This window comes from Clostridium cylindrosporum DSM 605, from assembly GCF_001047375.1.
GTDB classification, from domain to species: domain Bacteria; phylum Bacillota; class Clostridia; order Clostridiales; family Caloramatoraceae; genus Clostridium_AB; species Clostridium_AB cylindrosporum.
The window spans coordinates 47772-72343 of sequence record NZ_LFVU01000024.1 but is presented as its reverse complement, the minus strand read 5'-3'; the positions used below and the strand labels follow the sequence as shown (position 1 = coordinate 72343).

18 protein-coding genes are annotated in these 24572 nt (G+C 31.4%); 12 read left to right on the top strand and 6 right to left on the bottom strand.

Translation table 11 applies throughout. The annotated features are described in order from the left end of the window. The first annotated feature begins 7 nt into the window (after positions 1-7). The 3 genes from CLCY_RS05880 to CLCY_RS05870 all read left to right on the top strand — a co-directional run bounded on the left by CLCY_RS05880 (position 8) and on the right by CLCY_RS05870 (position 5264). A complete protein-coding gene (locus CLCY_RS05880; RefSeq protein WP_048570195.1) occupies positions 8-1756 on the top strand; it encodes a DUF4091 domain-containing protein in 1749 nt (582 codons plus the stop codon). A gap of 81 nt (positions 1757-1837) precedes the next feature. Beyond that, positions 1838-3007, top strand: coding sequence for an acyltransferase domain-containing protein (locus CLCY_RS05875; protein WP_048570194.1), 1170 nt, complete (start codon positions 1838-1840; stop codon positions 3005-3007). A gap of 103 nt (positions 3008-3110) precedes the next feature. Then, positions 3111-5264 carry a S8 family peptidase gene (locus CLCY_RS05870; protein ID WP_048570193.1) on the top strand — a complete coding sequence of 718 codons (2154 nt, stop codon included), beginning with the start codon at positions 3111-3113 and terminating at the stop codon, positions 5262-5264. A gap of 53 nt (positions 5265-5317) precedes the next feature. Here CLCY_RS05870 and CLCY_RS05865 read toward each other — a convergent pair whose 3' ends face one another. Beyond that, entirely contained in the window at positions 5318-6382 is a 1065-nt protein-coding gene (locus CLCY_RS05865; protein WP_048570192.1) for an XdhC family protein, read from the bottom strand. A gap of 76 nt (positions 6383-6458) precedes the next feature. Continuing rightward, positions 6459-7328: a methionyl aminopeptidase gene (locus CLCY_RS05860; protein ID WP_048570191.1), complete on the bottom strand. Its 870-nt coding sequence runs from the start codon at positions 7326-7328 to the stop codon at positions 6459-6461. Between the two features lie 216 nt (positions 7329-7544). On the opposite strand from CLCY_RS05860, the gene CLCY_RS05855 reads away from it, so the two are divergent. From CLCY_RS05855 to CLCY_RS05840, 4 genes are all read left to right on the top strand, one after another. Next, a complete protein-coding gene (locus CLCY_RS05855) occupies positions 7545-10073 on the top strand; it encodes a tetratricopeptide repeat protein (protein WP_048570190.1) in 2529 nt (842 codons plus the stop codon). A 318-nt stretch (positions 10074-10391) separates the two neighbouring features. Further along, positions 10392-10868 (top strand): (2Fe-2S)-binding protein, encoded by a 477-nt coding sequence (locus tag CLCY_RS05850; RefSeq protein ID WP_048570189.1) that lies wholly within the window; start codon positions 10392-10394, stop codon positions 10866-10868. A gap of 1 nt (position 10869) precedes the next feature. Further along, on the top strand, positions 10870-13176 hold the full coding sequence (locus tag CLCY_RS05845) for a xanthine dehydrogenase family protein molybdopterin-binding subunit (RefSeq protein WP_048570188.1): 2307 nt from the start codon (positions 10870-10872) through the stop codon (positions 13174-13176). 221 nt (positions 13177-13397) lie between these two features. Beyond that, the gene (locus tag CLCY_RS05840; protein ID WP_048570187.1) at positions 13398-14024 is read left to right on the top strand and encodes a cyclodeaminase/cyclohydrolase family protein; all 627 of its coding nucleotides are present in this window, start codon (positions 13398-13400) and stop codon (positions 14022-14024) included. 60 nt (positions 14025-14084) lie between these two features. Here CLCY_RS05840 and CLCY_RS05835 read toward each other — a convergent pair whose 3' ends face one another. Next, a complete protein-coding gene (locus tag CLCY_RS05835; protein WP_048570186.1) occupies positions 14085-15527 on the bottom strand; it encodes a potassium/proton antiporter in 1443 nt (480 codons plus the stop codon). 179 nt (positions 15528-15706) lie between these two features. On the opposite strand from CLCY_RS05835, the gene CLCY_RS05830 reads away from it, so the two are divergent. Then, entirely contained in the window at positions 15707-17011 is a 1305-nt protein-coding gene (locus CLCY_RS05830; protein WP_242844943.1) for an amidohydrolase family protein, read from the top strand. Between the two features lie 46 nt (positions 17012-17057). Here the strand turns inward: CLCY_RS05830 and CLCY_RS05825 are convergent, their stop codons facing one another. Both CLCY_RS05825 and CLCY_RS05820 read right to left on the bottom strand, forming a co-directional pair. After that, positions 17058-17624 (bottom strand): DUF3793 family protein, encoded by a 567-nt coding sequence (locus CLCY_RS05825; RefSeq protein WP_048570184.1) that lies wholly within the window; start codon positions 17622-17624, stop codon positions 17058-17060. A 202-nt stretch (positions 17625-17826) separates the two neighbouring features. Next, entirely contained in the window at positions 17827-18342 is a 516-nt protein-coding gene (locus tag CLCY_RS05820; RefSeq protein WP_048570183.1) for a hypothetical protein, read from the bottom strand. 312 nt (positions 18343-18654) lie between these two features. On the opposite strand from CLCY_RS05820, the gene CLCY_RS05815 reads away from it, so the two are divergent. From CLCY_RS05815 to CLCY_RS05800, 4 genes are read left to right on the top strand one after another with little or no spacing between them, the layout of a single operon-like run. Then, on the top strand, positions 18655-19677 hold the full coding sequence (locus CLCY_RS05815; RefSeq protein ID WP_341372097.1) for a molybdopterin-binding protein: 1023 nt from the start codon (positions 18655-18657) through the stop codon (positions 19675-19677). A gap of 30 nt (positions 19678-19707) precedes the next feature. After that, positions 19708-21039, top strand: coding sequence for a selenium cofactor biosynthesis protein YqeC (gene yqeC / locus CLCY_RS05810; protein WP_048570182.1), 1332 nt, complete (start codon positions 19708-19710; stop codon positions 21037-21039). Next, a complete protein-coding gene (yqeB, locus tag CLCY_RS05805; RefSeq protein WP_048570181.1) occupies positions 21032-21850 on the top strand; it encodes a selenium-dependent molybdenum cofactor biosynthesis protein YqeB in 819 nt (272 codons plus the stop codon). Before yqeC ends, yqeB begins: the two co-directional genes overlap by 8 nt. Continuing rightward, positions 21831-22643: an XdhC family protein gene (locus CLCY_RS05800; RefSeq protein ID WP_048570180.1), complete on the top strand. Its 813-nt coding sequence runs from the start codon at positions 21831-21833 to the stop codon at positions 22641-22643. The genes yqeB and CLCY_RS05800 overlap by 20 nt, the downstream gene beginning before the upstream one ends. A gap of 48 nt (positions 22644-22691) precedes the next feature. On the opposite strand, the gene CLCY_RS05795 is transcribed toward CLCY_RS05800, so the two are convergent. Next, complete coding sequence (locus tag CLCY_RS05795; protein WP_048570179.1) at positions 22692-24560, bottom strand: SpoIID/LytB domain-containing protein; 1869 nt, start codon at positions 24558-24560, stop codon at positions 22692-22694. Positions 24561-24572: the final 12 nt, after the last annotated feature.

Genomic DNA, 24572 nt, shown 5'->3' with positions numbered 1-24572 from the left:
GGAAAATATGGATTTAGATTATGGAATTATTCACTCAGGATATAGACACTTAAAGTACGCAAGATGCAAGTATTCAATGTACAATATAAAGTCATTTACTAGAAGGGTGCTAAGAAATGAGACATTTGCCTTTCAAATAATATTAAACTCTAATGAAGAATTTTTATGTTCTTTAAATGAATTTAATAATATATCATGGAAGGGATTAATTAATAGAATAAGAGTTAGTATAGATTTAAATGATGATACTATTCATGAGAATGTTAAGTTATCATTAGTAGATTACATAGTCGATGATAATGGAAGTTTAACAGCTGATATAATTTCAGATAAGGATAGTTTACTTGTAGAGGGTGGAATAGCACAGTTAATATGGGTTAAAGGTAAAGTGCCTTTAGGGTTCAATGGAAGCTTTAACTTTAACATTAACTTATTTTATACAAAAGAATATGATGATGAAGAGCTTATTGGTAGTATTCCATGTGAAATAAAAGTATTAGACTATGATCTTCCATCTCTTCAGGAATCACCTTTTTATCTTGATCTATGGCAACATTTAAGTAGCCTTGCTAGGCATTATAATGTTCCTATATTTTCTGATGATCATTTTTATATTATAGAAAATTTTATTAAGGAATTAGCATCAGCTGGTCAAAAGACAATTACTATTGTTGCTAGTGATTTTCCATGGGGAGGTCAAGGATGCTTTAAAGTTCACAAAAATGCATCTAATCTATTTGAGCATAATATTGTTTCAGTTAGAAGGGATGTTAATGGAGAGCTTTATCTAGACTTTACTTCACTTGATAGATATATAGATATATGCTTTAAATATGGAATAGATAAGGAAATAGATATCTTCGGTCTTATTGGTAACTGGCATGGAATGGATTTTAAAAGCCCAGTTTACCCAGAATATAAAGATCCATTTAGAGTTAGTTACTATGATGAAGGTAATGGTAAAATTAAGTATATATCAAGTAAGGATGAACTTCACTTATACATAAAGCTTCTATTAAATCACTTTATAAATAAAGGCTACATTGAAAAGACAAGGATATTTTGTGATGAACCAAATAATCCAGAGCTTTATGAAGAAAGTAAAAGATTTATTAGTAGTACAGTTCCAGGTGTTACTTTAAAGTATAAGTGTGCTGTACATGACCCTAGATTTCTTTTAAAACCAGACAGTGGAATAACTGATAGTTCTATTTTTCTTCCTATGATAGGGGAAAGATTTGAAAAATTTGAAGAGGTTAGAGAAAGTATATTAGGTAAGGAAGATAGTATAACATGGTTTGTGTGCTGTTATCCTCAAAGACCTAATCAATTTATAGCATCACCACCACTTGAAAGTAGGTTAGTTGGTCATATTACATATATGCTCAAAGCATCAGGATTCTTAAGGTGGAATTACTGTTTATATACTGAGGATGTTTATAATAATCCTTCATATAAGTACCCATCATGGGTAGCAGGAGATACTTTTTTCGTATATCCAGGAAGTAATATGAAACCTGTAAGTTCTATAAGGTGGGAAAATATGAAAATGGGTATAGAGGAATATACACTTATGAAAATGCTAGAGGATAAAGGGTATTCATATGAAGTAATATCTGGTCTTGGATTATATGATATAACAGGAAGTATTTCTAGCATGAAAGGTGATGCTAGAAGCTTTAAAATGGGGTACTCACTTAGTCAAAATGACTATGAGGTATTCCGAGAAAATCTAATAAACCTTTTACTTAAATAAGCAAAAATAAGGAGTTATCTTAAATTGATGACTCCTTATTTGATATACTTAATTTATAAAACATATAGGGGAGGAATTACATTGGATTTAGATAAAATTTACAATGAAAATAGAGATTTAATTAATAGCACATCTATTGATTTTTTAACTGATAAATACATAGTAAACAGGGGGAGGGAAATATCACTAGATAGTATAACCATAGAGAAGCTTTTAGAAGTTAAAGAAGAAATATTTCAAAATGAGGAAGCAAAACTTCTACTTAAAGCATATCTTTCACTTTACTTTAAAGGAGAAGAATCTCTTAAAGGTTACTGTGATCTTTCATCAATTCTTTTAGAAAAGGGAGATTTGTTTTTCCTATTAGTTGCTATAGCAAAGATTAATGATCTTGAATTATTGTATAAACAAAAAGGCATACCGGATAGTATACTTTATGATACATTGTCAGACATTAGGATTTGGGCAGAAAATCATAATGTTAAAACAGGAAATCTAGGGCTTTCTGAACTTCACTGGCTAAGACATCATCTTAATGGTGAACTTTTTAAGATAGGTCGTCTTCAATTTCATAAAATAGATTTTAGTGGGGATGTTATGCTTTTTAAACAAGCTACAACGAGATTTCCTCTACTCCTATCATATGGAGATATAAACTATGATTTTTTAGGAAATAAAACAGAAAAAGATGAAGAATTTATATCAACATATATAGAATCAGATATAACAATAACTGCGAATCCTATTAGAGAAGGAAAATGTCAAAGAGAAACTGTCACTATAAATAAATGTGATTATTCACTAGAAATTAAAAATGGTACATCTCTTCTAAGTATGCATATTCAACAAGGAGAAAAACTAGATATATCTAAATGTATTCATTCAATGAAGGAAGCTATAAGGTTCTATTATAAGTATTTCAATGGAGATATAATAAAGGGTTTTACATGTACATCTTGGCTTCTAAATAGAAATTATAGATATATACTACCTGATGAAAGTAATATAAGAAAGTTCGCATCTATGTTTTATGAGTATCCTATGGTTGTAAGGAATGATCAAATGTATAGAAGAGTTTTTAATGGAGAAATGGATATAGAAAAGTTAATAGATATAGGTAATAAAACGCAGCTTCAAGAGGTTATTATAAAGGGAATAAAGGAAGGGTTAACATTTGAAGATGCTTCTATTATATTTCCATCATATGATATGAGAAAGCTAGACAGATTTATGTCAATTAATGTGTTTTGATTTTAATTGACTGGCTGCACTTTTGATGCATATAATTTACATATATTGTATTGGTTGTAAAGTATTAATTATAGGGTCCAATACAAATTTGTAGGGGGATAATATGAAAAAAGTATTTTTAAGTAAATTAACTGTCTTAATTACATTGGTTATTTTTATGTTTTCTAGTACGGTAGCATTTGCAGCACCAATATCAAAGAAAACAAAACTTTCAACATCACCAAAAGAGGCAAAAGTATTAAGTTTAAATAGTACATACGACTTTTCTGTTAAAGAGGGAGATAATCTTTGGTTTAAAGTAAATACAGGTTCTATAAAAATCAGCAAAACCCATTTATCTGTGAAGGTGGAGGGAGTTAATGCTAGTATTTCAATTTTTCCAACCCTTAAAAAAGCTGAGGAATTCAATACTCATAATGATTATTTCATGAGAGAAGGATCACTTAGTTATCCTATTGCATGGAATAGTAATGAGTATTATGTAATGTTAACTGCACCTAAAAGTGGTGCTATAAAGTTAAGTATTAATTCGGAAAAGAAGGCTCCAGAATTATACAATAGAAGCATTGATTTATGTCCATTAGAATTAATGGCTAAGGATAACATAAGTATATCAAAGCTTCTTCCGGAACTTAGAGGTGTACGTGATAATATGCTTAACTCATCAGAGACTGGAAAAGAAATTACTAAGGTTTATTATGAAGTAGCTATGAATATGTATCTACCTCTTATAAAGAATAAAGAGTTAAGAAATACTTTACTTAGTGAAGTAAGGAAAATAAATACTCTTTTAAATGAAGTAGTAAACATTAGCAATAGGAAAAATTCAAATTACATAATAAAATCTGAGGATATAGATTCCTTAACAAAAATAAAAGATATTTTATCTAGTAGTCTTAATAAGGAGTTAAAGAATAAGATTGATACATTATGGAAAAAGCTGAACTTAGAGAATTATATTAATAAAGAGCTTACAACATTTATAAAGGATAAGATATCAAGGGATATAGAGGTATTTACTAATAGCCAAGTTATAGTAACTACATCATCAAATATTAACTTAAATAAAGTAAAGAATTTAGTTAATAATAGTTTAGCAAAGTACAATATATTAGAGGAAGTTAAAGTACAAGAAACAAAAACTCTTTTTAATAAAAATGAAAAAACATTTATTGTAAACATCCCATCAAAGAAATACATGAACAGTCTGCAAGGTCACTTAGAAAAGAATTCAGGTATAAATTCTGTAGAGGAAAATTATGTGTTTTATGCTTTAGATAATGATGTAAACTATAATTATCAGTGGTCACTTGAAAATACATCTCAAAGTATACCTGTAAAGGATATGAATGGAGCAGTAATTAATCTTAAAGGTAAAAGGGGTTCTGACATTAACTATAAACCCTTAATTGATGTTATAGAGGATATCCAATTTAAAAATATACCTATAGCAGTTATAGATACAGGTATTAATTATGATTTGGCGGATTTTGATGGTAAGGTTGACCTTGATAAAGGATATAACTTTACTAATAATACAAAGAATGTAATGGATGATAATGGTCATGGTACACATGTATCAGGTATAATTAGTGCTAAAGCTAATAACAATTACTCTATGACAGGAGTAAATCAATACTCAACTATAATACCAATTAAAGCTTTAAACTCATATGGAGCAGGAAATATGTTTAGTATTGCTCAGGCTATTAAATATGCTGTTGATAGTGGAGCAAAGGTAATTAATATGAGTTTAGGGGCTAGGCTGCTTGATGGTACACCTATTAATCCTTCCGAGCTTCCATTTATTGAAGAGGCCTTAAAATACGCAATTGATAAAAACGTTACTGTAGTTGCAGCATCTGGTAATGAATCTAAGAATAACTTAAGTTATCCTGCTAGTTCAGAGTTTTCATTAAGTGTTGGTGCAATTAATAATAAAGATGAAAGAACAGGGTTTTCTAACTATGGTAAGGGACTGGATATTGTAGCTCCTGGAGAGTCAGTTCCAAGCTTACTTGAAAATGGAGAAGTAACATACGCAAGTGGAACTTCCATGGCAGCACCAAATGCAAGTGCAGTTGTAGGTTTTCTTTATTCAGTAGATTCAAATATGACACCTAAAAAGGTAAGAGATATATTATATAAAACATCCCGTGATATAGGTAAAAAGGGATATGATAATGAGTATGGATACGGTTGTGTTAATCTATCAAGTGCTGTAAGTAAGGCAATAAAAGAGAGAGTAGTTAAGTAATATATAAAAAGGAGCAGATTCGAATAGAAACTGCTCCTTAATATTTAATTAACTTAGAATACCTCTACAAGAACCTCCATGGTTCCTCCACATACCATTCCTTCAGCTTCCGCAACATCGCCTGTCATATCAACATGTTCAATTAAGAAGCCTTTAGTTTCCATAAGTTCTCTAGCAGCAGTTATAACGTCTGCTTCACTACAGCCTCCGCCTATGCTTCCGATTGTTCTACCATCAAGGTATGCAATCATTTTAGCACCAGCCTTTCTAGGAACAGATCCCTTAGTAGAAATTATAGTTATAAGAGCCTTAGGCATAGATGAATCCTTTAATATACTTTCAGCTACTTCAACATCAAGTTCTGGGAAGCTAAATGTTTTTCCATACTTATTAATAACACCTTTGTTTTTATAATTAATAAGCTCAGCAGTTATAGATATAGCTATTTCATCTGGAGTTATTGCCCCTATAGGGAAACCAATTGGAGAATTAACAGAATCTAATTTATCCTCACTATAGCCTTCACTTCTCAATTCATCCATCATACCTCTTACTCTACGCTTTGAACCTATCATACCAACATAGGATAATTCGTAATTTAAGATTTCACGTATAATGATTCCATCATATCTATGTCCTCTTGTTATGATAACAACAAAGTCAGATTTTCTTAAGTTAATTAAGTTAAAGGAATTTTCAAATCTTTCACAGATAACACTATCTGCTTCTGGGAAGCGCTCTGTATTTGCAAAAAAAGGTCTATCATCTATAAGAGTAATAGAAAAACCTACTCTTGATGCAAATTCTGATAAAGGCTTTGCTATATGGCCTCCTCCAAATATAATTAGTCTAGGTTCAGGAATAACAGGTTCAATAAATATAGATTGTTTTTCTCTTTCTATAAATTGAACTTTACCAGTATCCAATGAAAGTAAGGCTTTTTCATATGATTCATCATCAATGTCCAGTGTTTTATTTTCAATATCATCCCTTGTTACAAGAATTTTATTTTCGATAGAACCCTTTCTATCACCTTCAAAGTTTAGAAAAGTCAACATAGTACATTGGATATCTTCGTTAACCTTATCTAGCATTGTTTTATAAATATCTTTAAGCATCTTATCACCTTCTACTTTATGTATTTTAATTTATAAATTTAAGACTTAAGTAAACTGTATTAGTACTTAATAAAAGCTATTTACTAAGTATTTCAACTCCATCCTCTGTTACTAGTAGCATATGTTCCCATTGAGAGGATAGTGAACCGTCCTCTGTAAATACTGTCCATTTATCATCTTGGTCTATAACAATCTCATAGGAACCTTCATTTATCATAGGTTCTATGGTAAATACCATTCCAGGAACTAAAATCATTCCTTCACCATAATTACCATAGTGAGGTACAAATGGACCTTCATGAAACTCAAGTCCTATACCATGACCACCAAAATCCCTAACAACAGAGTATCCATGTTTTTCTGCATGTTCTTGAATTGAAGCACCTATATGATCTAAATGTCCCCATGGCTTTACTGCTTCTATTCCTTTGTATAGACACTCTTTTGAAACCTCAACAAGTCTTTTAGCATTATCCCTTGCCTCTCCAATTATAAACATTCTTGAAGCATCGGAATAATAGCCATTAAATATAGTTGATACATCTATATTTATAATATCCCCATTTTTAAGAATTATATCTTTATGGGGAATTCCATGACATACCTCGTCATTTATAGATGTACATAAACTCTTTGGATAACCCTGAAAATTAAGAGTTGCAGGAATTGCACCACAGGATAATGTATAGTCGTGAACTAATTTATCAATCTCATCTGTACTCATACCTTCTTTTATATTTTCAGCTACTAAATCAAGTACAGAATTATTTATTTTAGCACTTTTTCTTATTCCCTCAATTTGCTCCTTGGTTTTAATAAGTTCTCTAGGTGGGACAAGATATCCCTGACTCTTTAAGGAATCTAATTTATCATCAAAATCAATGTGGCATTTTTTATACTTTGAACCACTACCACACCAACATAAATCATTACGATTTAAATTCATATTAACCCCTCCTAAATAGAAGTATTTCCTAAAGTGTAAAAATTTAATACATAACTTAATTGTACCAATATTTTTTCAATATAACCATATGGCTTTACTTTATAATTTAGTATGTTAGAATAATCTAATAGTTTAGTTTATAATAGTAATTAAATGTAATTATAATGAATTTAGAGTAAAAACGAATGTTAAGTCCTAAGAAGTAGGAGGGAAAATATGGTTATACTAAATATGTTTAAAAAAAGAATTGATATTATAAGATTAATTAAAGAGGCAAAGTCTCTTATTAATAATAGAGAATATAACTATGCTATAGAGATTATGGACAAGGCATTAAGCATAAATAATAAAAATTACGATGCACTTGTAACAAGGGCCAGGGCTTATTGTTATTTAGAAATTTATGATAAGGCGTTAATAGATTTGAACTCAGCAATTGACCTTAATACTTCATGTACTAACGCATTTTTTTATAGAGGGCAGATAAATATTATTAATAATAATTTATATGAGGCATTAGATGATTTTAGTAAAGTTATTAGTGTTGATAGAAGAAATAGCATTGCATACATGAAAAGAGGTTCGATATATTCTAAGCTTGGAATGTATGATGCTGCTGTTAATAATTTTAAGGCATTAGTTAGAATCAAGAGAAGGGATCATCATTCCTATGATCTTCTTTTAAGTGCCTGTCTTGCAGCTAAGAGATATGATGAAGTAGAAGGCTACAGCCAAAAATTAATAATTATCCATGAAGAAAGTCCTAGAGGATATTACTATTTAGGGAGATTATATTCCTTAAAAGGATATTTTAAGGAATCTGTAAAGTATTTAACAGATGCAATAAGACGTGATGGAAGTAACGCAGAATATTACTATCATAGAGGAATGGATTATATTCAGCTAATGGAGTATTCAGATGCAATTGTAGACTTTACAATGGGTATAAAAATAAATAGTGGGAACTCCTCAGAGTTTTATTTTTCTAGAGGATATAGCTATTTAAGTCTTAAGGAATACGAAAACGCTATAAGAGATTTTGATAAATTAATTGAACTTGGAGTTAATACAAAAAGTGCCTACTATAATAAGGCTACAGCCTATCTTAATATGAATATGTATAGCGAAGCAATTCTTTGTCTTAATAAGGTTATAGAAGAAGATGAAAGCTTTCAAGGTGCATTTTATGATAGAGCTTTTTGTTATAAACAACTTGGAGATTATGAAAAGGCAATAGTGGACTATGAAAAGGCCTTAGAAATAAACCCTAAATATGATGCGTTTTACTACGAACTTACCCGTGTATATTTTGATAAAGGTGACTTTGATAAGGTTTTAGAGACACTTGATAGAGCTGAGAAAAGTAATCCCAATTGGCCATATAAAACCTTTGCATATACATTAAAAGGTGATATTTATTATAATAAGAAACATAATTTAGATGATTCCATAGAAAACTATACAAAGTCTATAGATCTTTCCCCTACTGCCTATGCATATATTCAAAGGGGAAGGTGCTATCAGGATAAAAATGAGTATGAATTATCAATTAAGGATTTTGATTTTGCACTTGAAATAGATTCTAAAAATGCTTCTGCTTACTTTAGAAAGGCTATAAGTTATGAAGCAATGGAAAATATGGACAAGGCAATTGAGTATTATTCTCTAGCTATAGAAAATTCTAAGGATAGTATGAAAGAGGTTTACTATAATTCAAGAGGGTGTTGTTATGGATATATGAAGGACTATGAAAATGCCATTATTGACTTTAAAGAGGCTATAAATATAAGTCCGAGTTCTAAGGATGCATATGGTAATCTTGCACTAGCCTATAAAGCGGAAAATGATATAGAGAAGGCCATAGAGTGCTATGAAAATATTATTAAAATAGATAGTAATGATGAAAATATATATTATTCTATAGCAACGCTTTATTTAGAAATTCGGAAATATAAAGAGGCAAAGGATTATTTCACATTAGCTATTAATGTGAATCCAAATCTTGAAGAGGCATTTTACTATAGAGGATATATAAACTACTTCCATGATTACTTTGAGGAGGCAATTGATGATTTGAATGCTTCTATTAATCTTGAGGAGACAAGCACTTCCATACTACTTCGAGGTAGATGCTATCTAGAGAGTAAGAAATATTTACTTGCAATTGACGATTTTTCATATCTTATTAGTAGAGAAGAAGAGGCAGTTTATTATACTTACAGAGGTATGGCATTTTATTTCATAGGTGAACTTCAAAGTGCAATTGACGATTATAATTCAGCAATTGAAATTGATAATAATGATGCAGAAACCTATTCCTGTAGAGCAGACGCCTTTAAAAAATTGAAAATGTATGAAAATGCCATAAAGGATTATAGAAAATCAGGTGAGATTAATAATAAATATAAGTCAGGAGCATATTGCAATATAGGGATAATTTACTCCGAAACAGAGGAATCAAAAAAGGCTATGTACTACTATAATAAGTCTATAGGAATGAATTTTAAAAATTATATGGCATACCTAAAAAGAGCAGAGGAACTTGAGAAAAATGGGGAATACGAAGAGGCTGTTAATGACATAGAAAACTTATTAGTAAAATCTAATTATACACTAGAAAACATTAGAGAAAAAATGAGCGATATAGAAAAGATCTTAAATAATGTTATAGAAAAAACTAGTAATGAGAGGACATCATCTAAAGTAAAAGAAATGCTAGAAATTTTATATAAACATTTAAACTAAAAGATTTTATAAAACTACCTATATACTAATGTGCATAGGTAGTTTTGTTATTTAAATTACTAAAAATTTGATAAATACATTTTAACTTTAAGAGGTATACTTATTGTATATGAATTTTGCAGATTTTGTAGAAATAGCTGAAACAGTAAGATATACTGATTTATATACGAATACTATTATATATGAGATTTAAACACCAATAAGGGTGCAAGTATAATAACTTCGCCATAATAAGTAATATTTTATAAAATATAAAGAGTTTTTTATGATTAATTCCTATATAAGTAGTGATTTATAAATTTAATAGGAGGGTAATATATGAGAACAATTAACCTAAAAGTAAATGGAAAAGACGTTTCAGTTGAAATAGAAGAAGGTTTAAGACTAATAGATCTTTTAAGAGATAAACTTCACCTTGTAGGAACTAAGGAAGGTTGCGGAGAAGGTGAGTGTGGTTCATGCTCAATTATAATGGATGGAGAGCTTATAAACTCTTGCCTAGTTACTGCTATGCAGGCAGAGGGCAAGGAAATTCTTACTATAGAGGGAATGCAAAATGGTGAACAGCTACATCCTATTCAAAAAGCATATCTTGATGCAGGAGCAGTTCAATGTGGTTTTTGTATACCAGGAATGGTTCTTGCAACAAAGGTAATACTAGATAAAAATGAAGAACCAAGTGAAGAAGAAATAAGAAAAGGATTAGCAGGAAATCTATGTAGATGCACAGGCTACACAAAGATAGTTGACGCTGTACAAATTGCCTCAAGGTATATTAAAGAGGAGGAGAAGTAGTATGAATTTTGATGTTGTTGGAAAAAGCATATTAAGAGTAGATGGTAAGGCCAAGGTTACAGGGCAAGCTATATACCCTCAAGATATATATATGGATGGAATGCTATATGGAAAAACTCTTCGTTCAACAAAACCCCATGCATACATAAAGGTTGATGTAACTAAGGCAGAGAATATCAAGGGAGTTGTAAAGGTATTTACTGCAAAGGATATACCAGGGTTAAATGGTCATGGTGTTATGCTTAAGGATCATGAAGTGTTTTGTAGCAAGAAAGTTAGAAGAATAGGAGATCCTATTGCATTTGTAGTAGCAGAAACTGAAGAGATAGCTATAGAGGCACTAAAACATGTTGAAGTTGAATATGATGTTTTGCCAGCTGTATTTGATCCGGAAAAGGCATTAGAAAAAGATGCACCAAGGATTCATGATGATATGGATAATCTTCTATATCACTTTAAACTTAGAAAAGGACTTGGAAAGGAAGATATAAACAAGGCCTTTGAAGAATGTGAGGTTATTGCAGAAAATACATACACTGTACCTCAAATTGATCATGCTTTTCTTCAGCCAGAGGCAGGAGTAGCTTATGTTGAAGATGATGGGACACTTGTTGTTGCATATGCTACCCAATATCAACACTTTGATAAAATGGAGATTGCAGAGGTACTAGGAGTACCTATGGAGAAGATAAAACTTATTAACTGTGCAATAGGTGGGGCATTTGGTGGTCGTGAAGATGCTACTGCACAGATTCATATTTCACTTGCAGCACACATACTTAAAAGACCGGTTAAAACTGTTTATTCAAGAAAAGAATCATTTATAGCTCACTCTAAAAGACATGCTGAAAAGATTTATATGAAAACTGGAGCATTAAAGGATGGTACACTTCATGCTGTTGAAGCTAGGATAATTGGTGATAGTGGAGCATATGTATCCTGGGCATTTAATGTACTTAGAAAGTCTGGAGTTCATGCTACAGGACCTTATGTTGTACCAAATGTTAAAGTAGATAGCATGGCGGTTTCTACAAATAACCCATTTGCAGGAGCGATGAGAGGCTTTGGAGCTATTCAGGTTACAGTTGCATATGAACAGCAAATGGACATATTAGCAGAAAAGCTTGGTATTAGCACTGTAGATATAAGAATGAAAAACCTATTTAAAGAAGGCTCTATAACAGCAACAGGACAAGTGTTAACTGAAAGTGTCCCTATAGTACCTTGCCTTGAAGGTGTTATAAAGGATATAGACTTTTCAGCTATTCAATATCCTAAGGAAGTTATAAATGAGGTTGCCTCCACTCAGTCCAAACAAAAGTGTAATATAAAAAGAGGAAAAGGAATCTCATGTGCATATTATGGAACAGGATATGGAAATGGGTTCCCAGATGTTTCAGAGGCTCACGTTGAACTTGGTGAAGATGGAAAGATAACTATATTTGTAGCTGCAGCTGAGGTAGGTCAAGGGGCTAAAACTGTTATGAGTCAAATAGCAGCTGAGGTTCTAGGAGTTGATTTCGAGGATACTATAATAATTAGTGAAGATACAAGTCTTACAGTAGATTCAGGTACAGCAGCAGCAAGTAGACAAACATACAATACAGGTAATGCAGTTAAAAGAGCAGCTGAAAATCTAAAAAAAGAATTAATAGAAATTGCAAAGGAAGAATTAAAACTTAATAGTGATGTTGGATATGGCTTTAAGAATAGTAGTATATTCCTTAAGGTATTCCCAAGTAAGCAAATAACCTTTAAAGAAATAGCTGAAAAAAGAGGTAAGATTAGAGCAGGTGGTAAATTTACAGCTCAAACTGTTGAAATGGATGAAGATGGTCAAGGTGTACCATATTGGCCATATACTTTTAGTGCGTGCTCTGTTGAAGTTGAAGTAGACACAGAAACAGGAAATATAAAAGTGGTTGATGCAACCCACGCACAGGATGTAGGTCGTGCTTTAAATCCGAGACTTATAGAAGGACAAATGGACGGTGGCTTTGCTATGGGTCTAGGATATGCTTTGTTTGAAGAGATAATTCTTAAAGAGGGATCCATAGTAAATAATAGATTTACTAATTATGTTATTCCGAGTTCAACTGATGTACCAAGGGTAAAAAATGTTATTATAGAGGATCCTGAAAATACAGCACCATTTGGGGCAAAGGGAATTGGAGAGCCTACTATGCTTGCAGTACCAGGTGCAATTCTTAATGCTATATATGATGCAGTAGGAGTTAGAATAACTGATATTCCTGCAACCCCAGATAAAATACTTAAAGCACTAAAAGAAAAAGATAAAAATAGTTAGGCAAAATTCTCCTTAAAATGTATTCAATTATAGGCTAGAAAGATGAAACTACGAATGACAATTTAATAAAAGTCTAAAAATATTCTATATACTTGTACATTCCTGAAAATAAGTTCTTGAAAGAAGTAGTATAGAGTAATATAATGTATATTGAAAGTGTTCATTAAACTAATATTTACACTGTCAAAAAAATATTTTTTACATATAAGGAGGATTTCCAAATGTCAGGAAAGTTAGCAGATCTTAGTATCAAGGGATTTTTAGAAGCAACAGCTTCAGATGCACCAGTACCAGGTGGTGGAAGTATAGCAGCTCTAAGCGCAAGTATTTCAGCAGCTCTAGTTGAAATGGTAGCAGGACTTACTATAGGTAAGAAGGGTTACGAATCAGCAGAAGCTGAAATGAAGGATCTTCAAGGAATAGCTGCTAAGGCTACTCAAGACTTCGTTACAGCTATCGATAAGGATGCTGATTCATTCGATCTATTCATGAAGGCTATGAAGATGCCAAAGGAAACAGACGAAGAAAAGGCAGCAAGAAGCGCAGCTATGCAATCAGCTATAGTTGAAGCAGCTGAAGTTCCACTTTCAGTAGCTCAAGCAGCTTTTGATTTCATGAAGTACACTGAAGCAGTAGTAGTTAAGGGTAACCAAAACGCAGTTACTGACGGAGCAGTTGCAGCTATGATGGCTAGAACAGCAGTTATATCAGCTCTTTACAACGTAAAGATCAACCTTGGATCAATCAAGGATGAAGCTAAGGTTGCTGAACTATCAGCTAAGGTTAAGGAAATCGAATCAAAGGTTAATGAAGTAGAAGCTTCAATCCTTTCAAAGGTTAACCTATAATTTTTGGTTTAACTAATAAAAGAACCTCTTAATTAAGAGGTTCTTTTTTTATATTTAGAATTATGCAAGTAGTGACTTAGTAGATTCTCGATATTCCTTAGGTGTTAATATAAATAGTACGTCGCGATATTCAATAGTAGTACTACCAACAGGGGTTATAATGTCGTCATTTCTAATAATTGCAGAGACTAATGTTTTCTCTGGAAGTTCAATCTCCATTAGAGTTTTTCCAATGGATGCTGAATCTTTTCCGATGTAAACCTGAATCATATCCTTTTTAGATTTTCCTGTAGATATAAGTTCTAATGAATTATGCACTTCAGGTATGTCTTCACCTAGCAGCCCTAGCTTTTTAGCGAATGGGTTTAGGGTATACCCTTGAATAAGTGCAGAGGTTAATACAGTAAAGAAAACAACATTAAAAATAACTGAACTATTTGGCAGATTACTAACCATTGGGTAGGTTCCAAGAACAATTGGAACAGCGCCTTTAAGTCCCGCCCATGAAATAAATACTTTCTCCTTTAAAGTAAAATCTGAAAATATAGTAGAAATGAAAACACCAATAGGTCTGGCAATTAACATTAGAACTAATGATAGTAATAGTGCAGGAGTAGTATACTGCAAAAGGTCCTTTGGAAATACTAAATGTCCAAGTATAACAAACATAGATATTTGCATAACCCAAGCTAAGCCATCATGAAATTTCTCAACGGAATATCCATAGGAGATTCCATTATTCCCAAGATAAATTGCCATTATGTATACAGCTAGGAATCCACTTGCATTAATAGATGTAGTAGCACTAAATGTTAAAAAGCCAAGTGAAAGTGCAAGTACACAAGCAAGTCCAGATGAATCTATATCAATCTTATTAATAATATATAAAGATATCTTTCCGAATAAAAGGCCAAGTAGGGTGCCTATACCCATTTGCCAAAAGAAGAAAAATATAAGTGATGAAATAGAAGACATATCCCCTTTAATAAGAGAGATAAATGAAATAGTTAAGAAAATAGCCATAGGGTCGTTGCTACCTGACTCTATTTCAAGTGTTGAACTAACCTTTGGTTTTATATTTTTATCTCCTAGTACAGCAAAAACTGCAGCTGCATCTGTTGAACTTACAATTGAACCAAGCAGCAATGAGTTAAGCCAGTCAAATCCTAGAATTAATTTTGAGAAAATAGCAGTAATTAATGTAGTTACAAGTACACCAAGAGTTGCGAGGGATGTTGAGGATGGAATGATTTTTTTTATTTTAGACCATTTAGTTTTAAATCCTCCATCAAAGAGAATAATAACTAAAGCTATAGTTGAAATAAGTTGAGTTAATTTTGCATTATTGAAGAAGATAAAAAGGTTTAAAAGCATTCCTACACCTATATAGAAAACAAGAGAGGGAACACCAAGCTTATTAGAAAACTTAGTTGAAAAAACACCTAGGATAAGAATTGTAGAAAATAATAATATTAATTTTTCAGGAGAATTTAATACACTCAAAAAATACCACCTTTCTTAAATTGTTTTGTATACTAGTATAATACTATGATAACATTTTTGAGTAAAGAATTCAAATATTTATAATAATGAGTACAACTATTTTGTTAATTTATTAATGTGTATATTGAATAAAAACTTACAAAAAGATATAATAATTACAAAAAAATGTTATTAAGGAGTTGATTGTTATAAACTCTATACTAAAGGCTTATAAAGGTAATATTATATTTACCCCTGAATTTGGTAAATATGAGATTGTTGAAAATGGATATATAGTAGTTAATGATAGACTTGTACAGGGAGTATATAAGACTCTTCCTGAAGAATTAAAGGATACAGTTGTTGTTGATTACACAGGAAAATTAATAGTTCCGGGATTTGTTGATCTACACTTCCATGCTCCTCAATTTGTAAACAGGGGACTTGGAATAGATATGGAGCTTCTTCCTTGGCTAGAAACATACACATTTCCAGAGGAAGCGAAGTATATAGATACAGAATATGCCCTAAAAGCATATAAAAAGGTTGTTCATGAATTATGGAAACAGGGAACAACAAGAGCAGTACTTTTTGGTACTATTCATAAAGAAGCAACAAAAATTCTTATGGATTTAATTGATAAATCAGGGCTTTCAGCCTATGTTGGTAAGGTGAACATGGATAGAAATTCTCCAGAGTTTTATATAGAAAATACCGAAGATTCCATTAATGATACTGAGGATTTTTTAACTGAAACAATTAATAAATACGACTTAGTAAAACCTATTATAACACCAAGGTTTATACCTACATGTACAGGGGTTTTAATGGATGGACTATCAGAACTTGCAAGTAAGTTTAACGTCCCTGTACAGTCACACTTATCTGAAAATCGAGGAGAAGTAGAATGGGTATCAAAGCTTCATCCTGAAGCTTCAAGCTATAGTGAAGTTTATAATCAGTTTAGAATGTTTGGGAAAACTCCAACAGTTATGGCTCACTGTATATATCTAAGCGATGAGGAAATCAAGTTAATGGCGAGGAATAATGTATTTGTTGCACACTCTCCTCATTCAAACAGCAATTTAATTAGCGGTATTGCACCTATAAGAAAACTTCTTAAGGCTGGCGTTCCAGTAGGACTTTCAAGTGATATATCAGGTGGACATAATGCATCAATAGCAAGTGTTATGGTTCAGGCTGTTCAAGTGTCAAAGCTTAAATGGGTAGAAAATCCTGAGTATAGTGAATTTGAGGATTTTCTATCAACTCCAGAGGTATTTTATCTTGCTACAAAGGGTGGAGGAAAGTTCTTTGGTAATGTAGGAAGCTTTGAAAAAGATTATGAGTTTGATGCCCTTGTTATAGATGATACTGAACTTTCAGACTTAAATGAAAGATCAATTGAAGAAAGGATTCAAAGATATATTTATATTGGAGATGACAGACAAATTCTTCATAGATACGTTGCAGGAAGAAAAATTGAAGAACCAAAATTTGATTAATAACAATACCCACAGGGGAGTTTTATCTTCCTGTGGGTATTATGCATTAGATAACATTTATAATGTCCATTATAGAGTTTCCCAAAAGAAGCTTACTTACAAAAGACTCTCTACATTTATCATATTGATTAAAAAGTGATTTTGCATACTCCTCATTAGAGTATACCTTCCAATATCCATAGAACTTATAGCTTTGTCCTTTATTTTCAATAAACCCAATAATATCATCAAGGGGATAACCTAGAAAAAGTCCAATCTCATGGGGAAAATTATTTATATTTAAGACTTTGTGTTTTAAAGTATTTATGGCATCTAATATGTTTATATCAGGATACCCATTTAACTTTAGAAAACCTTGACAACTAGGATTCATTAAAATGCTATTTAATAAATTTTTGTTATAAACAAGAATCAAATAATATGATTTATACTCACATAATATCTCTAAGAATATATTTTTCTTATTTAAAACAGTGTTATATGTCTTTATCAGGTAAGGTATATTAGAATAATGCTTTTTATAGCAGGATATTAAATTAGAAGGCTTAATACCAACAAGTGTTGGAGAGCAATGCAAGGCTAAAATTTTCTCGAAGTTTTTAAAAGTATTCATTACAAACCCTCCTATTAAATAAATCAAGAAAAATAAAAAACGTAAAAGTTATATATATAGCTTTTACGTTTTAAATATTATTATTTATATATTTGATTAAAAATGATTAAAATTTATAATTTGTTTTTACAAGAAGGGGAAATTGTGTGATTAAGGGGATGTGAGCTAGTAAGCCTCACATCCCCTTTCTGGTGTAATATCTCTAAGCGATTTTAGTATTATCTTTCATTTCTTCTTCAAATGCAGGTGATGCTATCTTCATAAGAGGAAGTATAGCTTTAGTAATAACTGCATCTACAAAGTGGTGTAGAATAGTTCCTATTCCAACAACTATAAAGGCTTTATATAGGTCGAATCCAAATGGAACTACAACTAGACATTCAAGTAGCCCATGTATAGGTGCTATAACAATCATTGTAGTCCAATAGCTTTTTCCTGACTTTAGCATATATGATCCGATTACTGATACTCCAAGATGCATAAATGCTCTTGCTGCAATAACTGCAGGTGATGTTATAAGGAATCCAATCGCACTTCCAATAGCAACAACAGCAGCCGCTAAAGGCCCTAAAAACATTGATAAAAATATTGGAACATGTGAAGCAAGTGTTGCGCTAAATGGTGGTATAGTAATTCTTAAAAAGCCTCCAAACATAACTGGTATAACAATTGCAAGTGACATTAAAAGACCTGTTAGAACCATCTTTTTTATTTTCATTTATAAGTCCTCCTAATATTATAGTTAGAATTATTCCGGAATTAAGTACAAGTATACCAAAATAATCATGAAGTGAAAAAAATGATGTTTTTTTAACAAGAGTTATTTTGTATATTGTCAAATAGTAAGTTATATTAAATCACAAATCTAAGTATTTGTTTTTTATCTTATTTATTATAAATTCACCTGAAAACTATAGAAATAACAGGAATAGGGAAATACTATATTTGATATAACGGTTTATTATTGATATAATTATTATAAAAATGTATGAAATTGAGGAATACTATCAGTTACCACAGTGGAGGAATTATGATAAAAAAAGTAAAGGTTGAAGATGCCATAGGAATGATTTTAGCCCATGATATGACAAAAGTTGTTCCTGGGGACTTTAAAGGAGCTGCTTTTAAGAAAGGTCATATAATAGCTGAGGAAGACATTGACGAACTTAAAAGTATGGGAAAAAACCATATTTACATATTAGAACTAGATAAAAATACAATACATGAAGATGAAGCTGCAATTAGAATATCAAAGGCAGCTGCTACAAGTGAAATAATACTTGAAGGTCCAAGTGAAGGTAAAGTTAAATTCATAGCAAGTAATAAAGGTCTATTAAAAATTAATACAAAAGCCCTTGAGAAAATAAATGAAATAGAGGGAGTTGTACTTGCAACTCTTCACACTAATACTTTAGTTGAGAAGGGAAAGGTAGTTGCTGCTGCGAAATTAATTCCCTTAGTAACAGAGAGAGAAAGAATTGAAACTGTAGAGGAAATTTGTAGGGAACTAGGTAATGTTGTATCAATTAAAGAAGTGAAAAATTATAAAGTAGGAGTTGTAGTAACAGGGACAGAAGTTTATGAGGGAATTATTAAAGATAAATTTGGTCCACTGTTAAGAGAAAAGGCCTCCTATTATGGTTGTACAGTTTTAGATGTTTTATATGCAAAAGATGATGAGAATATGATAAGAGGATGTATAGAAGACTTACTAAATAGAGGCTGTGAAATAATTGTAACATCAGGTGGAATGTCTGTTGACCCTGATGATTTAACTCCAAGTGTTATAAAAAGCGTTTCAAATGAGGTAGTAACCTATGGTTCACCAGTTATACCTGGAGCTATGTTTATGATTGCTTATAGAGGGAATATTCCTATACTTGGACTACCAGCATGTGGAATGTTCTTTAAGGTTACAGTATTTGATCTTGTTTTTAAAAGGCTTATAGCAGGAGATAAAATAACAAAAAAAGATATGGCTACTTTAGCACATGGAGGACTATGTCAGGAGTGTGAAGTATGTCATTATCCAATATGTCCATTTGGTAACTAAGCTAATATTCATTAAATGAGGTAATGAAATATGGAAAGTATGTATAAAGAACTTGGAATAAATACTAAAAAATCATGTATGATTTCTTTTGTAGGAGGTGGAGGTAAAACAAGTCATATGTTCACACTTGCAAAGGAACTTAAGAATTTTGGAAGAGTTCTTGTAACAACAACTACTAAAATATTTCTTCCAAGCAAGGATGAATATGATAATTTAATTGTTTTAGATAATGAAAGTAATGAAATTTTTAATGAAAGCATAGATGGGATAACATTACTTGCAAAGGAAATAAATTCTGAGAATAAAGTTGTCGGAGTAGATAAAACTATTTTAGATGATATATATATAAAAGGCTTATACAAGTTTATATTAGTAGAAGCAGATGGAGCAAAATGCAAGCCACTTAAGGCACCTAAAGAAGGTGAGCCTATAATACCATCTAAAACTAATATTAATATAGGAATCATAGGCTTTGATGCACTAGATAAAAAGGTAGAGGATGTATGTTTTAGAGATGATATTTTTACATCTATTACAGGTAAATCTGGTAAAGAATTAGTAGATGATGATTCAATTTTATCTCTTATTAATAATAAATTTGGATTGTTTAAGAATACACCCAATAAGTGTAAAAGGTTTTTTATAGTTAGTAAGTGTGATACTAATTTAAGTGAAAATAGAGCAATTGTGCTTTTGAAAAAGGTTATGAAAACTGAGGACGTTGATAGAGTTTTTATCTCATCTATATTCGAAGGTAAGTTTAAAAGAATATGTATAGATGTATGTGGAATAGTTATGGCTTCAGGTTTATCAAGACGAATGGGAAGTAATAAACTTATTATGAAGGTTAATGATGAGCCTATGGTTGAAACGGTGATTAAAGAGGCAACACTTTCACATCTTAAAAAGGTGATAGTTGTTTATAATAAGGATGAGGTATTGAATATTATTAAAAACTATCATGTGGATTGTATATATAATCCTTCTCCAGAGACAGGACAAAGCATATCAGTAAAACTTGGTTTAAATGAGTCTGATAAAGAAGATTATATAGGATTTATGTTTTTTGTTTCTGATCAACCATTTATAACATCAACTCTTATAAATAAAATTCTATCTGAATTTGTGGAGAAAGTAGATAATATTGTAATTCCTATTTACAATGGGAAAAATGGTACTCCAGTAGTATTTCCATCCTATTTGAGAGAAGAATTTAAATCATTAGATGGGGATAATGGAGGCAGAGAGATAATTAGAAACTCACAAAAGGTTACTAAATTAAAAATCGAAAATGCAAGGCTTGGAATGGATGTAGATACACCAGAGGTATATGATTCACTAAGGAGGTTGAATAATGAATAAGACAGTAGTTATAAGAGGAGCTGGAGATCTTGCTAGTGGAATAGCACATAGACTTTATTCATGTGGATTTAACGTACTAATGTTAGATATTAAGGAGCCTCTTGTTATAAGAAGAACAGTGGCTTTTGCTGATGCTATATTTAACGGAACCGCTACGGTAGAGGGAGTAACTGGAGTTCTTTGTGAAAGTATCGAAGATATAGAAAAAGCATTTAAAGATCGTAAAATAGCTGTAATAATAGATGAAAAATGCCAAATAGTTAAAAAGTTTAAAGTGGATGCATTAGTAGATGCTATTCTCGCGAAGAGAAATATTGGAACTTTCAAAGGTATGGCTCCTATTGTAATAGGATTAGGTCCAGGGTTTACAGCTGGAGAAGATGTAGATGCTGTAGTAGAAACTAATAGGGGACATTATCTTGGTAAGTTAATTTTAAATGGAAGTGCTGAACCGAATACAGGAGCTCCTGGAAATATAATGGGATATACACTAGAAAGAGTAATAAATGCTCCTGCAACTGGAAGAATACATCATAATAAGAATATAGGAGATGTAGTTAAAAAAGATGAGGTTATAGCAACAATTGATGGGACTCCTGTAAGAAGTAAACTTGATGGGGCTTTAAGAGGTCTTATTCGTGAAGGTACATTTGTTAAGCAAGGGTTAAAAATAGCCGACACAGACCCAAGAGGAAAAGTGGATTACTGCTATGAAATATCAGAAAAGGCTAGAGCTATAGGTGGTGGAGTACTTGAAGCTATACTTCATTTAAGTTATAGGAGAGAAAATAGTGAAAAGTGTATTAGCTAAGATAGCAGAGGAAGTAGATGCAAATAAGAAAATAGCTATGGCAATAGTTACAAAGCTTGCTAAATTTTCTCCTGGGGCCCCAGGGGCGACTATGGGAGTTTATGAAGACGGAGGTATTATAGGAACAGTAGGAGGAGGAAGCCTTGAGGCTAAGGTTATAGAAAAAGCCCTAGTATGCCTAAAGGAAGGTGTAAGTAAATCCTTTGAATTTGAAGCATCAAGTAGTGAAATAGATGGAGACCTTCATAATACATCTCAAGGTAAGACAGAAGTATTTATAAGAGTATTTAATGAGAAGCCAAAACTTTTATTAGTAGGTGGAGGTCATGTATCACATGAGCTATATAAGTTTGGAAAGTACATGGGTTTCTCCGTTGGCATATTTGAAGACAGGGAGGCTTTTTGTAATAAAGAAAGGTTTCCAGATGCAGATGAACTTATTTTAGGTGATGTAGTAGAATCTCTTAGAAACTATAAAGTAGACAATAATTGTTATGTTATTATGGTATCTAGAGGACATATATATGACGAGAATGCACTAAAGGAAGTAATATCTAGTGATGCTAAGTATATAGGAATGATAGGTAGTAAATTAAAGGTTGAAAATATATTTAATAACCTTAGAAAAGATGGAGTTTCAGATGACCTTTTAAACAAGGTTTACTCACCGATTGGAATCGCAATAGGTGGTAAAGAAATAAAAGAAATAGTTCTTGGAATAATGGCAGAGGTAGTTTTAGTTAAAAATGGTGGCACTGCAGGTCATATGAAAAGTATTTCTAACTTGATTTAATAAAAATCCCTAGGATTAATCCTAGGGATTTTATATTTATTAATATATTTATTGGTTTCTATTTTCAACTTCAAGTCTAAAGTCCTTATCAATATTTAAAGTCTCAGTACTAGGATAGAAGCTAGTAATTACTTTTTTATAGTTAAGTCCGTGTCTAGAAAGACCTATTGCACCATATTTACTAAGTCCAACTCCGTGTCCTTCTCCACCACCATAAATAGTTATAGATTTAAACTTATCACCTGACATGTTTTTTTCTATAGTAAAGAATGGGGAAGGTAGTATAGTTAAGTTCTGAAGTGGCTTACCATATATAGTTGTAAGCTCAAATCCTTCCTTTGGTATAAGGAGTTTTCTAAGGATATCATTACCTGTTATCTTATAGATATTATTTTCACTTTCTATTTTAATTTCAGAAACTATACCAGATGAAGTTCTATCTGTTATATTAATATCTTTTATCTTTCCTATACCATCTCGAGGTATTTTAGCTTCCTTATATAAGAAAAAGTGCCATTTCTCTTTAAAATGATTAGGATTTTTAACGTATAAATCATATAAGTTATTATTAATTAATTTAGTAAGAACAGTATAATCTATTGAATACTTCCATCTAAAAAGTGGAGAGTTAGAATCATGTGCCTTAACTGTCCAATCTTTTAGATACTGTGTTATATCATCCTCACTATGCACATTTATCTTATTACCTGATTGATTAAATGATGAAGCTGTTAAATAATCTTTAGATGGAGTAACCTTTCCAAATACATCATCATAGGATGCACCGAATCCAGGTGAAGTTGAATAATACTTAGCATCTATAACATCGCCATCCTTAGTTACTACTTCACCAGAAGTTGATTCTATTGCTTCATCAGACTGAGGACTACCAGGTGAAGCTTCATAAAGCTGTGAAGGCTCACAGTCTATAGCATGAACCCCAAGACTTGCATATTCCTTTGATAAAATACTGTAAATAGCAGCAGTTCTTGAAACTATAGATTGAATCTTATATCCTTCAACTCCACCAGAGGATGGCATTTCAGAAGGCACAACCCCCTTAAGATAGTTGTTAATATATGCCTCATTAATAAGTTTAATACCACTATTATCTAATGAAAGTTCAAAACTACCATAATATGATGGAATATATCCGTTTTTTCTAGTGTTAGAAGGAATAGATATTCTGGTAGAATCCCCTTGGATAATCTCTATTCTAGAGGATGTATTTCCAATACTAGTTGTACTTGAACCCTTTACAAGTGAAAGATTCATTTTAGCCCCTTCTTTAGTTACAATTAGACTATCATTTGGAGCGAATTTATAATTTAAATCCTTAGATTTTAATTCTGCTTCACTATTAAAGAAAAATTTAATCTCCTTATGATTTCTAGTTGAAAAATCAGAGTTAGATATAAGAGTTCTTATTCTATTAACCTTTGGAATACTACATAGGACAATTTTTACATTATTATTTTTATCCATAATAAATCTATATCCTTGATATCCTACCATTAAACTTTTATCAGATATTTCCGATATAGATTTTCCCTCAACTTTGTAGTATTTGGTTTTGCTAGTAGTCTTGATTACACTATCCACAAGATGAACTTCAGAACCTTTAATGGATATAACTTTACCTGAATAATATTTAACAGGTTCTATAGAAATAACTTTTTTTCCCCTTAACTTTATATTGTATGAAGGGGATGGTTTAATAGTTAATGTATTAGGAACTATAAGTGTTTTTTCATCTCCGTTTTGGTATATCCTTAATTCCTGTCCATCTGTTACTTTCTTTTTATCAAGTATTATTGAATAATTTAGGCTTTGTGTACCTAAAAATATATAGTAAATTCCAGAAAATAAAATGAAAAATACTAAAGATATAGTTATGTATATTATATTTTTCTTCAAAATTATCACCTC